General features: G+C 61.5%; 12 protein-coding genes. 9 read left to right on the top strand and 3 right to left on the bottom strand.

Features of this window, described 5'->3' with window-relative positions; all coding sequences use genetic code 11:
* Positions 1 to 579: 579 nt before the first annotated feature.
* The 8 genes from POF45_RS03555 (at position 580) to POF45_RS03520 (ending at position 7,240) form a co-directional block, all read left to right on the top strand.
* Positions 580 to 1,428: a transporter substrate-binding protein gene (locus POF45_RS03555; RefSeq protein WP_259502688.1), complete on the top strand. Its 849-nt coding sequence runs from the start codon at positions 580 to 582 to the stop codon at positions 1,426 to 1,428.
* A 53-nt stretch (positions 1,429 to 1,481) separates the two neighbouring features.
* Positions 1,482 to 2,144: an amino acid ABC transporter permease gene (locus POF45_RS03550; RefSeq protein ID WP_259502689.1), complete on the top strand. Its 663-nt coding sequence runs from the start codon at positions 1,482 to 1,484 to the stop codon at positions 2,142 to 2,144.
* Between the two features lie 9 nt (positions 2,145 to 2,153).
* Positions 2,154 to 2,816 carry an amino acid ABC transporter permease gene (locus tag POF45_RS03545; protein ID WP_259502690.1) on the top strand — a complete coding sequence of 221 codons (663 nt, stop codon included), beginning with the start codon at positions 2,154 to 2,156 and terminating at the stop codon, positions 2,814 to 2,816.
* Positions 2,813 to 3,604, top strand: coding sequence for an amino acid ABC transporter ATP-binding protein (locus POF45_RS03540; protein WP_259502691.1), 792 nt, complete (start codon positions 2,813 to 2,815; stop codon positions 3,602 to 3,604). Before POF45_RS03545 ends, POF45_RS03540 begins: the two co-directional genes overlap by 4 nt.
* 31 nt (positions 3,605 to 3,635) lie before the next feature.
* Positions 3,636 to 4,025 carry a RidA family protein gene (locus tag POF45_RS03535; protein ID WP_259502692.1) on the top strand — a complete coding sequence of 130 codons (390 nt, stop codon included), beginning with the start codon at positions 3,636 to 3,638 and terminating at the stop codon, positions 4,023 to 4,025.
* A gap of 143 nt (positions 4,026 to 4,168) precedes the next feature.
* A complete protein-coding gene (locus tag POF45_RS03530) occupies positions 4,169 to 4,933 on the top strand; it encodes an IclR family transcriptional regulator (protein ID WP_259502693.1) in 765 nt (254 codons plus the stop codon).
* Positions 4,934 to 4,972: 39 nt separating this feature from the next.
* Entirely contained in the window at positions 4,973 to 6,190 is a 1,218-nt protein-coding gene (locus POF45_RS03525; RefSeq protein WP_259502694.1) for an amino acid deaminase, read from the top strand.
* 132 nt (positions 6,191 to 6,322) lie between these two features.
* On the top strand, positions 6,323 to 7,240 hold the full coding sequence (locus tag POF45_RS03520) for a sugar kinase (RefSeq protein WP_282315081.1): 918 nt from the start codon (positions 6,323 to 6,325) through the stop codon (positions 7,238 to 7,240).
* 821 nt (positions 7,241 to 8,061) lie between these two features.
* On the opposite strand, the gene POF45_RS03515 is transcribed toward POF45_RS03520, so the two are convergent.
* Both POF45_RS03515 and POF45_RS03510 read right to left on the bottom strand, forming a co-directional pair.
* Positions 8,062 to 8,337 carry a peptidylprolyl isomerase gene (locus tag POF45_RS03515; RefSeq protein ID WP_007898282.1) on the bottom strand — a complete coding sequence of 92 codons (276 nt, stop codon included), beginning with the start codon at positions 8,335 to 8,337 and terminating at the stop codon, positions 8,062 to 8,064.
* A gap of 49 nt (positions 8,338 to 8,386) precedes the next feature.
* Complete coding sequence (locus tag POF45_RS03510) at positions 8,387 to 10,924, bottom strand: PAS domain-containing hybrid sensor histidine kinase/response regulator (protein ID WP_259502696.1); 2,538 nt, start codon at positions 10,922 to 10,924, stop codon at positions 8,387 to 8,389.
* 131 nt (positions 10,925 to 11,055) lie between these two features.
* Between POF45_RS03510 and POF45_RS03505 the strand changes: the two genes are divergently transcribed.
* Positions 11,056 to 12,165, top strand: a complete 1,110-nt coding sequence (locus tag POF45_RS03505; protein ID WP_282315993.1) for a PilT/PilU family type 4a pilus ATPase — start codon at positions 11,056 to 11,058, stop codon at positions 12,163 to 12,165.
* Positions 12,166 to 12,210: 45 nt separating this feature from the next.
* Here the strand turns inward: POF45_RS03505 and POF45_RS03500 are convergent, their stop codons facing one another.
* The gene (locus POF45_RS03500) at positions 12,211 to 14,166 is read right to left on the bottom strand and encodes an acetoacetate--CoA ligase (RefSeq protein WP_282315079.1); all 1,956 of its coding nucleotides are present in this window, start codon (positions 14,164 to 14,166) and stop codon (positions 12,211 to 12,213) included.
* Between the last annotated feature and the right edge of the window lie 110 nt (positions 14,167 to 14,276).

The raw sequence follows: 14,276 nt of genomic DNA, 5'->3' as shown, positions 1-14,276 counted from the left end.
GCAAGCCCGGCTCCCACAGGTGGTTCGACTTGCTCGCGAAAGCGGTGGGTCAGTCAGCTGGGGTTTTGGATGTTATGACCTCATCGCGGGCAAGCCTGGCTCCCACAGGTGGTTCGACTTGCTTGCGAAAGCGGTGGGTCAGTCAGCTGGGGTTTTGGATGTTATGACCTCATCGCGGGCAAGCCCGGCTCCCACAGGTGGTTCGACTTGCTTGCGATGGCGATGTCACAGTCGCCGAAGAATCCAGCACTCTGGTAAACGGGAGCATGACTGTCCGCTGGAGCCGTGTGCATGGGCCGTTGAGAGTAGTGGCATTGCCGAAAGGATTTGCGCCACATCTTGAGTCGTTACACGACGATTGTGGTGCAAATACCCGCCTCCTGTAGCCAACGGTAGCGCTCCCCCCGCTGCGCATTTCGTAACACCCGCTTTTCGCTTTCACTCATCTGTTTGATTCCAAACGCTTTTCAATCCCTGCGCGATTCCTTGCTCGTTCTGTGGCACACTTTCTGCTGTCTATTCCGCTGTGACAAACCAATATCCGCTATAGCGGAATAACACAGCCCTGGAGTGCTTGCCATGCATCGCCGACCTTCCTTGTTAAAAGCGTGTGTTTTTGTTTTTGCGGCGTGTGCCGCGGCCGTGGGCGTGGCCCAGGCGGCGGACAGTAAACTGGACAGTGTGCTGTCCCGTGGGAAGTTGATTGTGGGCACCGGCAGTACCAATGCGCCATGGCATTTCCAGGGAGCGGACGGCAAGTTGCAGGGGTTTGATATTGATATCGGGCACATGATTGCCAAGGGTCTGTTCAACGACCCGAGCAAGGTCGAGTACGTGGTGCAGTCGTCCGATGCGCGGATTCCCAATCTGCTGACCGACAAAGTCGACATCAGCTGCCAGTTCATCACCGTTACCGCCAGCCGCGCGCAGCAGGTGGCCTTCACCCTGCCGTACTACCGCGAAGGCGTGGGCCTGCTGCTGCCTGCCAACAGCAAGTACAAGGAAATCGAAGACCTGCAAGCTGCCGGCGACAGCGTGACCGTGGCCGTGCTGCAGAACGTGTACGCCGAAGAGCTGGTGCACCAGGCCCTGCCCAAGGCCAAGGTTGATCAGTACGACAGCGTCGACCTGATGTACCAGGCCGTGAACTCCGGCCGTGCCGACACCGCAGCCACCGACCAGTCTTCGGTCAAATACCTGATGGTGCAGAACCCGGGTCGCTACCGCAGCCCGACTTACGCCTGGAGCCCGCAAACCTATGCCTGCGCAGTCAAACGCGGCGATCAGGACTGGCTGAACTTCGTCAACACGGTGCTGCATGAAGCCATGACCGGCGTCGAATTCCCGGCGTACGCGGCGTCGTTCAAGCAATGGTTCGGTGTGGATCTGCCTACCCCGGCCATCGGTTTCCCTGTCGAATTCAAATGATCCCGTGAGAGCGGGGCGGTCATGACATCGCCCCGTTCAAGGTACTGCTGACCATGAACTATCAGTTGAACTTTGCCGCCGTGTGGCGTGATTTCCCCAGTTTGCTGGCGGGGCTCGGTCTGGGTCTTGAGCTGGCGCTGGTGTCGATCGCCATCGGCTGCGTGATCGGCCTGATGATGGCGTTTGCTTTGTTGTCCAAGCATCGCGCGTTGCGGGTGCTGGCATCGGTGTACGTGACGGTGATCCGTAACACGCCGATTCTGGTGTTGATTCTGTTGATCTACTTTGCGTTGCCGAGCCTGGGGATTCGTCTGGACAAGATTCCCTCGTTCATCATCACCCTGTCGCTGTATGCCGGGGCGTACCTGACTGAAGTGTTTCGCGGCGGCCTGCTGAGCATCCCCAAGGGCCAGCGCGAAGCCGGGCTGGCGATCGGGCTCGGCGAGTGGCAGGTCAAGGCGTACGTCACCGTGCCGGTGATGCTGCGCAATGTGCTGCCGGCACTGTCGAACAACTTCATTTCACTGTTCAAGGACACCTCGCTGGCGGCGGCGATTGCCGTGCCGGAGCTGACCTATTACGCGCGCAAGATCAATGTCGAGAGCTACCGGGTGATTGAAACCTGGATGGTGACCACAGCGCTCTATGTTGCGGCCTGCTACATCATTGCCATGCTGCTGCGTTACCTCGAGCAGCGTCTGGCGATTCGCCGATAGGAGGCCCTGATGTACGAATCCCCTAGTTGGTTGCATGAGTTGTGGGTCGCCCGCGACGTGTTATGGCAAGGCTTTGTCACCAGCGTGCAAGTCTCGGCGCTGGCCATTTTGATGGGCACCCTGATCGGCATCGTTGCCGGGCTGGTGCTGACCTACGGCAAGCTCTGGATGCGTGCGCCGTTCCGGCTGTACGTCGACCTGATTCGCGGCACGCCGGTGTTTGTGCTGGTGCTGGCCTGCTTCTACATGGCGCCGGCGCTGGGCTGGCAGATCAGCGCGTTCCAGGCCGGAGCCCTGGGGCTGACGCTGTTTTGCGGCTCCCACGTTGCCGAGATTGTGCGCGGTGCGTTGCAGGCATTGCCGCGCGGGCAGATGGAGGCGAGCAAGGCCATCGGCCTGACGTTCTATCAGTCGCTCGGTTACGTGTTGTTGCCTCAGGCGCTGCGGCAGATCCTGCCGACCTGGGTCAACTCGTCCACCGAAATCGTCAAGGCGTCGACCTTGTTGTCGGTGATCGGCGTCGCCGAACTGTTGCTCAGCACGCAGCAGATCATCGCCCGGACGTTCATGACCCTGGAGTTTTACCTGTTCGCCGGATTTCTGTTTTTCGTCATCAACTACGCCATCGAATTACTCGGCCGGCACATTGAAAAGCGGGTGGCCTTGCCATGACTCAAACTTCTGCTGCACACAATCCACAGGCGCTGCTGGACATTCGCGGCCTGCACAAACAATACGGCAAGCTCGAAGTGCTCAAGGGCGTCGACCTGACCATGCAGCGCGGCAACGTGGTCACGCTGATCGGCTCCAGCGGCTCGGGCAAGACCACGCTGCTGCGTTGCGTGAACATGCTCGAAGAATTCCAGGGCGGGCAGATCGTGCTCGACGGCGAATCCATCGGCTATGACGAGGTCAATGGCAAGCGTGTGCGCCACGCGGAAAAAGTCATCGCCCGCCACCGGGCCATGACCGGCATGGCGTTCCAGCAGTTCAACCTGTTCCCGCACCTGACGGCGTTGCAGAACGTGACCCTCGGCTTGCTCAAAGTGAAAAAGCTGCACAAGGACGAAGCCGTCGCGCTGGCCGAGAAATGGCTGGAGCGGGTCGGCCTGCTGGAACGCCGCGATCACTTTCCCGGTCAGTTGTCCGGTGGTCAGCAACAGCGCGTGGCGATTGCCCGGGCAATTGCGATGAACCCGAGCCTGATGCTGTTCGACGAAGTCACCTCCGCGCTCGATCCGGAACTGGTGGGCGAAGTACTGAACGTGATCAAGGGCCTGGCCGACGAAGGCATGACCATGTTGCTGGTGACCCACGAAATGCGCTTTGCGTTCGAAGTCTCGGACAAGATCGTTTTCATGAATCAGGGGCGGATTGAAGAGCAGGGGCCACCCAAAGAGCTTTTCGAGCGCCCGCAATCGCCACGTCTGGCGGAATTTCTCAAGAACACGCGTTTCTGAGTTTTCAATTTTTCAAGCAGGAGAAACACCCATGAGCATCACTCGTTACGGCACCGGCAGCACCGCCGGTGGCGGCCAGCCTCGTCCTTTCGCCCGTGCCGTTGAAGCCGATGGCTGGCTGCACGTGTCCGGCCAGGTGCCGGCGCTCAATGGCGAAATCATCGTCGGCGGCATTGTCGAGCAGACGCACCAGACCATGAAAAACCTGATCGCCATTCTTGAAGAGGCCGGTTATGGCCTGCAAGACGTGGTGCGCGCTGGCGTGTGGCTGGAAGACCCACGGGATTTCTGGAGTTTCAACAAGGTCTTTTCCGAGTACTTCAAAAGCGAACACGCCCCGGCCCGGGCCTGCGTGCAGGCGAACATGATGGTTGACTGCAAGGTCGAGATCGACTGCATCGCTTACAAGAAAAAGGTCTGAACCGAGGTGCATTCTTCGCGAGCAGGCTCGCTCCCACAAAGGGATGCGATCTCATGTGGGAGCGAGCCTGCTCGCGAAGGCGACCTAACAGTCGCCACCGTACTCTGGTTAAACTCCCGGCACTTTAATGGGAACCTGATGACATGACCGAAGACACCATCAAACGCCGGGCTCGCGGTCTGGACCGGGCGTTCGATATTCTCGATTTTCTCAAGGAAATCGGCCAGCCCCTGCGCCCGAACGAAATCGCCAGTGGCATCGGCAGCCCGAAATCCACGGTCTATGAACTGGTGGCCTCGTTGCTGGAGCGGCGCATTCTCGAGCCGGTGGGCAAGGACGGCCACGTCTACCTGGGCCGTCAGCTGTACTTTCTCGGGCAGGCGCACCTGCGTCATTTCGACCTGACCCGCGAGGCCGATTACGCCTTGCAGGAAATCGTCAGGCAGACCCGCGAAACCGCGCAGATGTGCCTGCTCAATGGGCGCAAATACACGGTGGCGCTGATGAAGGAGGGCGAGCGGCATTTCCGTATTTCCTCGGACATCGGCGAGAACGCGCCCATCCCGTGGACCGCTTCCGGACGCCTGTTGCTGGCGCACATGAGCGACCAGCAGATCAACGACCTGATCGACTACGACGACTTCATCCTGCCCGGCGGCGAGCGTTTGCCGATGGAGCAGTTTCTGAAGGAAATCCGTCAGGCCGGCATCGACGGGTTTTTCTCCTTCGACAGCGTCGCCGACACCTTCACCCACTGCTTCGCCGCGCCGGTCAAGGACAACCACGGCGTGGCCATTGCGACCCTGTGCATCGTCGCGCCACGGGCCGATGCCAAGAACAATTACGACGACTATCGCCGGGTGCTGATCGACAGCGCCAACGGCCTGGCCCGGCGTATCAACGAATAGCAGCGGCTGCCTGCGGCCGCGAATCCAAGGAGTTCGAACATGTCTAGTGCAATCAATAGCGCCGCCGTGGAAAAGGGCGACGCTGGCATCGGCGCGCACCTGGTGCGTGACGTCAGCCTGCCGGCGCTGGTGCTGCACCGCGAGGCCCTGGAACACAACATTCGCTGGATGCAGGCGTTTGTCAGCCACAGCGGCGCGCAACTGGCGCCACACGGTAAAACCAGCATGACCCCGGCGCTGTTTCGCCGGCAACTGGACGCTGGTGCCTGGGGCATCACCCTGGCCAGCGCCACCCAGACTCGCGCGGCCTATGCCCATGGCGTGCGTCGGGTGTTGATGGCCAACCAGTTGGTCGGCACACCGAACATGGCGCTGATTGCCGATCTGTTGGCGGACCCGGCTTTCGAATTCCATTGCATGGTCGATCACCCGGACAACGTCGCCGACCTCGGCGCCTACTTCGCCTCGCGCGGCGTGCGTCTGAACGTGATGATCGAGTACGGCGTGGTCGGCGGTCGTTGCGGTTGCCGCAGCGAACTGGAAGTGGTTGAACTGGCCCGGGCCATTGCCCTGCAACCGGCGCTGGCGCTGACCGGCATCGAAGGCTACGAAGGGGTGATTCATGGCGACCAGGCCGTCAGCGGCATCCGTGAGTTCGCCTCGTCACTGGTGCGCCTGGCGGTGCAGTTGCAGGACAGCGGCGCCTTTGCGATTGCCAAGCCGATCATCACTGCCTCCGGTTCGGCCTGGTACGACCTGATCGCCGAATCCTTTGAAGCACAGAATGCCAGTGGGCGCTTCCTCAGCGTGCTGCGGCCGGGCAGCTATGTGGCCCATGACCACGGCATCTACAAGCAAGCGCAATGCTGCGTCCTTGATCGGCGCAGCGACCTGCACGAAGGTCTGCGTCCGGCACTGGAAGTCTGGGCGCATGTGCAGTCGTTGCCGGAGCCGGGGTTCGCGGTGATTGCCTTGGGCAAGCGCGATGTGGCGTACGACGCCGGTTTGCCGGTGCCGCTGCTGCGTTACAAGGCCGGCGTGGTGCCCGCCATTGGCGACGACGTGAGTGCCTGCAAGGTGACGGCGGTGATGGACCAGCATGCGTTCATGACCGTGGCGCCGGGGGTTGAGTTGCGGGTCGGGGACATTATCTCGTTCGGCACTTCGCATCCGTGCCTGACGTTCGACAAGTGGCGGGTCGGGTGCCTGGTGGATGAGCAGTTGCAGGTGATCGAGACCATGGATACCTGTTTCTAATCCTCAAGACCGAGGCGCGGCTATCGCGGGCAAGCCCGCTCCCACATTTGGAATGCGATTTTCCTGTGGGAGCGGGCTTGCCCGCGATGGCAACCTTCAGGACAGCATCGCAACACCAGAGACCCCACCACCATGAAAGCCGTAAAGACCCCAAGCATCGCCCTCATCGGCGAATGCATGATCGAGCTGCAACACCGTGCTGATGGCAGCCTGCAACAGAGTTTCGGCGGCGACACCCTGAACACTGCCGTCTACCTGTCCCGTGAACTGGGCGAAGGCGCAAAGGTGGACTACGTCACCGCGCTGGGTGACGACAGTTTCAGCGATGCCATGTGCCAGAGCTGGGCCGGCGAAAACATCGGCCTGAGCAGGGTCCAGCGCTTGCCCGGTCGTCTGCCGGGTTTGTACTGTATCCAGACTGACGCTGCCGGCGAGCGGCGCTTTCTCTACTGGCGCAATGAAGCGGCGGTGCGCGACTGCTTCACCACCCCGGCCGCCGCACCGATCCTCGCGGCGCTGCCGGCGTACGACGTGTTGTATTTCAGCGGCATCACCCTGGCCGTGCTCGGCGCGCTGGGTCGGGAAAAATTGCTCGAAACCCTGATCGCAGCCCGGCAGCGAGGGGCGCAGGTGGTGTTCGACAACAACTATCGGCCACGGCTGTGGGCGTCGGTGGAGGAGGCTCGGGCGGCGTATCGCAGCGTGTTGCCCCATGTCGATCTGGCGTTACTGACGGTGGATGACGAGCAGGCGCTGTTTCATTTCTCTGATTGTGATGCGGTGTTTGCCGCTTACGAGCAGGTTGGCACGCCTGAGGTGGTGCTCAAACGCGGCGCCGAGGCGTGTCTGATCCGCTGCAATGGCGAGGCGTTTGCTGTGCCGGCGCAGAAAGTCGAGCGTGTGGTGGACACTACGGCGGCGGGGGATTCGTTCAGTGCGGCGTATCTGGCGAGCCGGCTCAAGGGCGGCACCCCGGTCGAGGCGGCCGAGGCGGGGCATCGGCTGGCGAGCCGGGTGATTCAGGTGCCGGGGGCATTGATTCCAAGATAGGCAGTGGATGGCCGCTTGCTGCGCAATCGGTTCGCGAGCAGGCTCGCTCCCACAGTGGCCTTTGTGTGTCGCAGGATCTGTGGCAAACACAGGATCCCCGTGGGAACCGGGCTTGCCCGCGATGAGGCCCTCAAGCCAACCCATCAATCCCGATAAAACACCTCCACAGTGGCCTCTGTGTGTCGCAGGATCTGTGGCAAACATGGATCCATGTGGGAGCCGGGCTTGCCCGCGATGAGGCCCTCAAGCCAACCCATCAATCCCGGTAAAACACCTGCACAGTGGCCTTTGTGTGTCGCAGGATCTGTGGCAAACATGGATCCCTGTGGGAGCCGGGCTTGCCCGCGATGAGGCCCTCAAGCCAACCCGTCAATCCCGAAAAAACACCTCCACAGTGGCCTTTGTGTGTCGCAGAATCAGTGGCAAACACAGGATCCCTGTGGGAGCCGGGCTTGCCCGCGATGAGGCCCTCAAGCCACCCATCAATCCCGATAAAACACCTCCACAGTGGCCTTTGTGTGTCGCAGGATCTGTGGCAAACATGGATCCCTGTGGGAGCCGGGCTTGCCCGCGATGAGGCCCTCAAGCCAACCCGTCAATCCCGATAAAACACCTGCACAGTGGCCTTTGTGTGTCGCAGGATCTGTGGCAAACACAGGATCCCTGTGGGAGCCGGGCTTGCCCGCGATGAGGCCCTCAAGCCAACCCGTCAATCCCGGTAAAACACCTGCACAGTGGCCTTTGTGTGTCGCAGGATCTGTGGCAAACATGGATCCCTGTGGGAGCCGGGCTTGCCCGCGATGAGGCCCTCAAGCCACCCATCAATCCCGGTAAAACACCTGCACCAGGTGATAACCGAATTTGCTCTTGATCGGTCCATGCACCACCCGCAGTGGCTTCTTGAAGATCACGGCATCGATCACCCCGACCATCTGCCCCGGCCTTACTTCACCCAGGTCACCGCCGCGTTTGCCGGACGGGCAGGTGGAGTACTTCTTGGCCAGCACATCAAAGGCCTCGCCCTTGGCGATGCGTTGTTTGAGTTGCTCGGCTTCTTCCGAGGTTTTCACCAGAATATGGCGCGCTTGAGCTTTCATTTGAGGCAGACCTTGTAACGGTGGTGACAGCGGGGCGCGGGATTATGCCTCATTGGGCCTGACCGATCATCTCGCGAATCTTGTTGGCCAGCAGGTCGATGGAGAACGGCTTGGCGACCATGTCCATGCCTTCTTCCAGAAAACCCTGACGCTCGGCGGCCTTTTCCGCGTAACCGGTCATGAACAGCACCTTGAGGTCAGGCCGATGCTGGCGGGCAATTTCCGCCAATTGCCGGCCGTTCATCCCCGGCAGCCCGACGTCAGTCACCAGCAGATCGACCCGCAGGCTGGATTCGAGCAAGGGCAGGGCCGCCTTGGCGTCTTGCGCCTCGTGGGCCTGATAACCCAGCTCACTCAGCAGATTGAGCACCAGCATGCGTACCGCCGGATCATCCTCGACCAGCACCACGGTTTCACCGGCAATCGCCGCCGGCGCTTCGCTGGTGAGCGGCAGCAGGGTGTTTTGTGGTGCGCCGAAATACAGGCGCGGCAGGTAAAGACGCACGCTGGTGCCCTGGCCCGGTACGCTGTCGAGGCTGACATGACCACCCGATTGCTGGGCAAAACCATAGATCATCGACAACCCCAGGCCGGTGCCCTGGCCGATGGGTTTGGTGGTGAAGAACGGGTCGAACGCCTTGGCCCGCACCGACGGGCTCATGCCGGTGCCGTTGTCGCTGACGGCGATCATCAGGTAATCGCCAGCCTTGATCGATTCCAGCGTAGTGATGTCGCTGCCGTCGAGGTAGACGTTGGCGGTTTCAATCACCAGCTCGCCGCCGTCGGGCATGGCGTCGCGGGCGTTGATCACCAGGTTGAGCAGGGCGTTTTCCAGCTGGCTGACGTCGGTACTCACCGGCCAGACCTCATCGGCCAGTTGCAGCTTGAGTTCGATGTGATCGCCCTTGGTACGGCTGAGCAGGTCTTCCAGCGAATGCACCAGCTCATTGGCGTTCAGCGGTTTGCGATCCAGCGATTGGCGGCGCGAGAAGGCCAGCAAGCGATGGGTCAGGGAGGCGGCACGGTTGGCCGACGACACCGCCGCTTCCATGAAACGCTCGATCTCGGCGGTGCGGCCGTCGGCAATATAGCGCTGCATCAGGTCGAGGCTGCCGATGATCCCGGTCAGCATGTTGTTGAAGTCATGGGCGATGCCGCCCGTGAGCTGACCGACCGCTTCCATCTTCTGCGCGTGCCGCAGGGCGTCTTCGGCGCGCTCGCGCTCGAACATCTCGTTTTGCAGACGCTGGTTGGCTTCGGCCAGTTGCTGGGTGCGGGCAATCACCCGCTCTTCAAGGGTGTCATTGAGGTTGCGCAGGGCCTCTTCGGTTTGCGTGCGCTCGGTTTCATCAATCACAAAGATATAGAAACCGTTGACCGCGCCGTCCGCTCCGTGGCGCGGCAGGTAGTTCATCAAGGCGTGGCGGGTGCTGCCGTCACGATGCCGGGTATCGATGCTGAAACTGCACGGCTTGCCCGCCAGCGCCTGGGCGATGTACTCGGCGCGCGGCGCATACGCCTCGTCACCCAGCACGTCATGGATGGTGCGACCAAACAGCTCCTGAGGCGTCAGGCCGTACCAGTCCAGGTAGGCGGCGTTGTTCAGGCGAAAGCGTTCTTCGCGGTCCACGTAGCTGATCAGGATCGGCATGGCGTTGATGATCAGTTGCAGCTCGGTCTGGCTCTGGCGCAACGCCTGTTCGGTGTGTTTTCGCTCGGTCAGGTCCAGTGCGGCACCGAGAAAACGCATCGGCCGGCCATGGTGGTCCTTGTAGCAGCGACCCCGGGCAAACACCCAGCGCAACTGGCCGTCTGGTTGCAGCAGGCGGTATTCCTCGGCGTATTCGGTGCCGTGGGTGATGCAGTGCTTGATGCTGCGGGCAACCATCGCCCGGTCTTCCGGGTGCACCCCATGCAGGTAATCGCTGATGGGCAATTGACTGGCCCGCGCCGGGTCGATGCCGTGCAACTGGGCGAAGTGGGCGTCGGCGATGAAGCGGTCTTCGCCGATGTCCCAGTCCCAGGTGCCAACGGCATCGGTGGCGGCCAGGGCCAGTTGCAGGCGCTGTTCGGTTTCGTGCTGGGCCTTGAGGCTGGCGTCCGAGCGCTGCCGCAGTTCCAGGGCGATGCGTCGGCGTTCGTTGGTTTCGATGGCCGTGACCAGAATTCCGGCCACCTTGGCGCTTTCGTCACGGATGGGGCTGTAGGTCAAGTCCAGCCAAAAGTCGGAATCATGCCCGTCACGCTGCAAGGTAAAGCGTCGTTCGCTGTAGGACCGCACCTGACCTTGTAGGACTGCGCTGAAAATGGGCGCAGTAAAGTCCTGGAATTCAGGCCATACCTGGTGTGTCGGCTGTCCGAAAGCGTCCGGATGTTTGCTGCCCGACAGCACGGCGAAGCCGTCATTGTAGATTTGCGTGAGTTGCGGCCCCCACAACAGGAGCATCGGCATTGGCGAGTGAATCACGATGTCCACCGCGGTGCGCAGGCTCTGTGGCCAGGTGCTGGCGGCGCCCAGAGGGCTATGGCTCCAGTCCAGTCGGGCGATCAGGGTCTGGGCATCGTTGCCGGTCGGTGATGGGTTCATCAAGTTGTCCTGCACTCAAGTCGGTGTGGCGGCGTCTACTATCCTTGCAGAACACTAGACGCTGAATGAACCGACGCGTCACTGAATCGGTTCATGTCTGTTCATTGAATGCCTTGCGGGTGCTTTTTGCCATGGAAATCGACGTGTTGTTGCGCCAGTTGGCCAGTCAGGATGGCTCTGATCTTTACCTTGCTACCGGTGCGCCGCCCAGTGCGCGGTTCGACGGCGTACTCAGGGCCTTGAGTGAAGAACGGTTCAAACCGGGCGAAATCGCCGCCATCGCGGCGTCGATCATGGATGCCGAACAGCGTCTGACGTTCGACCGGGAGCTGGAAATGAACCTGGCGATTTCCCTGGCCGGCATCGGGCGCTTCCGGATCAACATCTTCAGGCAGCGTAACGACGTGTCGATCGTGGCGCGCAACGTCAAGCTGGACGTGCCGCGTTTCGAAGACCTCAAGTTGCCGTCGATACTGCTTGAGAGCGTGATGCTCAAACAAGGGCTGATCCTGTTCGTCGGCGCCACCGATTCGGGTAAATCGACCTCGCTGGCGGCGTTGATCGATTACCGCAACCGCCACAGTAGCGGCCATATCATCACCATCGAAGACCCGGTGGAGTACATCCATCGGCACAAGCGCTCGATCATCAATCAGCGGGAAGTGGGTGTCGACACCCGCAGTTTTCACGCGGCGTTGAAGAACACCCTGCGCCAGGCACCGGACGTGGTACTGATCGGCGAAATTCGCGACCGCGAAACCATGGAGCACGCGCTGGCGTTTGCCGATACTGGCCATCTGGTGATTTCCACCCTGCATGCGCACAACGCCAACCAGGCGCTGGACCGCATCCTCAACTTCTTTCCCGAAGAACGTCGTGCGCAGTTGCTGCATGACCTGGCCAACAACCTCAAGGCCTTTGTGTCCCAGCGCCTGGTACGCACCCTCGACGGCCAGCGCCGGGCGGCGGTAGAGGTGATGCTGGGGACCCCGACCATCGCCGACCTGATCTTGCGCAACGAGTTTGGCGAGCTCAAGACCATCATGGAAAAATCGCTGGAACTGGGGATGCAGACGTTTGACGGGGCGCTGTTCGGGCTGGTGGTGGAGGGCGCGATCAGCGAGGCGGAGGCGTTGAAGCATGCCGATTCGGTGAATAATCTGCGGTTGCGATTGAAGCTGTACGCGGATTCGTCACCGACATCCCAGCGCCCGCCCGGCGACTGGGATCTGATGGATTGACACAGTTCAAAAAAATGTGGGAGCGAGGGGGCTAGGAGGGTGGGGTCAGTCAGCCAATTCCGGGCGATTGCGAAATTGCTCCAGCGCCTGGGGATTGGCCAGCGCATCGGTATTTTTCACCGCCAGGCCATGCACCACATTCCTCACCGCCAACTCCACCACCTTGCCGCTGATGGTGCGTGGAATGTCGGTCACCGCGACAATCTTCGCCGGCGCATGCCGAGGTGTGGTGCTGGCGCGGATCGTCTGGCGGATCTGCTGTTCCAGTGCGGCATCCAGCACGATGCCGTCGTGCAGTTTTACAAAAAGCACCACCCGCACGTCGTCCTGCCATTGTTGGCCGATGGCGACGCTGTCCGCCACTTGCGGGACTTTTTCCACCTGCCGATAAATCTCCGCCGTACCGATGCGCACGCCACCGGGATTGAGCACGGCGTCGGAGCGGCCGTGGATCATCATCGCGCCGTGGGGCAATTGTTCGGCGTAGTCGCCCTGGGCCCAGACGCCGGGAAACAGGCTGAAATAAGAGGCCCGCAGTTTTTCGCCGTCGGGATCATGCCACAGGCCGATGGGCATGGCGGGGAAGTGCCGGGTGCAGACCAGTTCACCTTTTTCGCCGATCACCGGTTGCCCCGCGTCGTTCCACACTTCGACCGCCATGCCCAGGCTCTTGCCCTGGATTTCACCGCGACGTACCGGGCTCAACGGGTTGCCATTCACGAAACAGGAGACGACGTCGGTGCCACCGGACATCGAGGCCAGGCACAGGTCGGCCTTGAGGTCCCGATAGACATAGTCGTAACTCTGCGGCGACAGTGCCGAGCCGGTGCACAGCAGGGTTTTCAGGCTGCTTAGGTCGCGGCTGTGGCGCGGCTTGATGCCGCCGCTTTCCAGGGTCGCGAGGTACTTGGGGCTGGTGCCGAAGACGCTGATGCGCTCGTCTTCGATCAGCGCCATCAAGCGCTCGGGGCCGGGGTGAAACGGCGAGCCGTCGTACAGCACCACGGCGCTGCCCACGGCCAGCGCCGAGACCAGCCAGTTCCACATCATCCAGCCGCAGGTGGTGTAGTAGAACAGCCGGTCGCCGGGGCCGAGGTCGACGTGCAGGCCGTGTTCCTTGACATGTTGCAGCAGCACGCCGCCGGTGCTGTGGATGATGCACTTGGGCACGCCGGTGGTGCCGCTGGAGTACAGGATGTACAGCGGATGCGCGAAGGGCACGGCGACGAATTCGGGCTCGCCGCCGGGACGGTAGAAGTTGTCCCAGAGCGTGACGGTGGCTTGGCTGTGGAAATCGTCGATCTGCGCTTCGGACCTGGCATAAGGCACTACGATCAGTTGTTGCAGCGATGGCAGGCGGTCGAGGATTTCGTTGATTTTGGTGGTCTGGTCGATGTGCTTGCCGGCGTAGCGATAACCGGCGCAGGTGATCAGCACTTTCGGCTCGATCTGGCCGAAGCGGTCGATCACCCCCTGAGTGCCGAAGTCCGGCGACGAACAGGACCAGACTGCGCCCAGGCTGGTGGTCGCGAGCATCGCCACCAGGGTCTGCCAGGTGTTGGGCATGCACGCCGCGACCCGGTCGCCGAGGCCGATGCCGGCGGCTTTCAGGCTGGTTTGAAAGCCGGCGACATGGTTGGCCAGCTCCGCCCAGGTCAGCTGTTCACGCTGGCCGTCTTCACCGACGGCTATCACCGCCGCGGCTTCGTCGCGGCGGCGCAGCAGGTGTTCGGCGAAGTTCAAGGTGGCGTCGGGAAACCATTGGGCGCTGGGCATTTGCGCGCCTTCGCGCAGCACGGCACTGGGTGGGTCGCGGAACTGGATGTCGAAGAAATTGACAATGGCTTGCCAGAAAGCCTCGCGCCGGTCGATGGACCATTGGTGCAGGGCCGGGTAGTCGGCGATTTCAAGGTCATGCCGCTGATTGATGAAGCGCCGAAAGGCGTCCATGCGGGTCTTGCTGATGCGCTCGGCGCTGGGTTGCCAGAGGATGTCGGACATGGCTTGCCTCTTTTTCTCGTTCCCACGCAGAGCATGGGAGTATCACTAACCTGTGGGAGCGAGCCTGCTCGCGAAGGCGGCGGGTCAGCGAGTTCAATGTTGCCTGATTC

Source organism: Pseudomonas fungipugnans, from assembly GCF_029955235.1.
Lineage (GTDB): Bacteria > Pseudomonadota > Gammaproteobacteria > Pseudomonadales > Pseudomonadaceae > Aquipseudomonas > Aquipseudomonas fungipugnans.
Note: the sequence above shows the minus strand (reverse complement) of the source record. Positions and strands in the feature narration are given on the sequence as shown.

Coding starts and splice junctions, on each gene's coding strand:
- POF45_RS03515 (WP_007898282.1), bottom strand. CDS start 8,337: ATGAAAGCTCAAGCGCGCCATATTCTGGTGAAAACCTCGGAAGAAGCC.
- POF45_RS03535 (WP_259502692.1), top strand. CDS start 3,636: ATGAGCATCACTCGTTACGGCACCGGCAGCACCGCCGGTGGCGGCCAG.
- POF45_RS03530 (WP_259502693.1), top strand. CDS start 4,169: ATGACCGAAGACACCATCAAACGCCGGGCTCGCGGTCTGGACCGGGCG.
- POF45_RS03500 (WP_282315079.1), bottom strand. CDS start 14,166: ATGTCCGACATCCTCTGGCAACCCAGCGCCGAGCGCATCAGCAAGACC.
- POF45_RS03520 (WP_282315081.1), top strand. CDS start 6,323: ATGAAAGCCGTAAAGACCCCAAGCATCGCCCTCATCGGCGAATGCATG.
- POF45_RS03545 (WP_259502690.1), top strand. CDS start 2,154: ATGTACGAATCCCCTAGTTGGTTGCATGAGTTGTGGGTCGCCCGCGAC.
- POF45_RS03505 (WP_282315993.1), top strand. CDS start 11,056: ATGGAAATCGACGTGTTGTTGCGCCAGTTGGCCAGTCAGGATGGCTCT.
- POF45_RS03550 (WP_259502689.1), top strand. CDS start 1,482: ATGAACTATCAGTTGAACTTTGCCGCCGTGTGGCGTGATTTCCCCAGT.
- POF45_RS03510 (WP_259502696.1), bottom strand. CDS start 10,924: ATGAACCCATCACCGACCGGCAACGATGCCCAGACCCTGATCGCCCGA.
- POF45_RS03525 (WP_259502694.1), top strand. CDS start 4,973: ATGTCTAGTGCAATCAATAGCGCCGCCGTGGAAAAGGGCGACGCTGGC.
- POF45_RS03555 (WP_259502688.1), top strand. CDS start 580: ATGCATCGCCGACCTTCCTTGTTAAAAGCGTGTGTTTTTGTTTTTGCG.
- POF45_RS03540 (WP_259502691.1), top strand. CDS start 2,813: ATGACTCAAACTTCTGCTGCACACAATCCACAGGCGCTGCTGGACATT.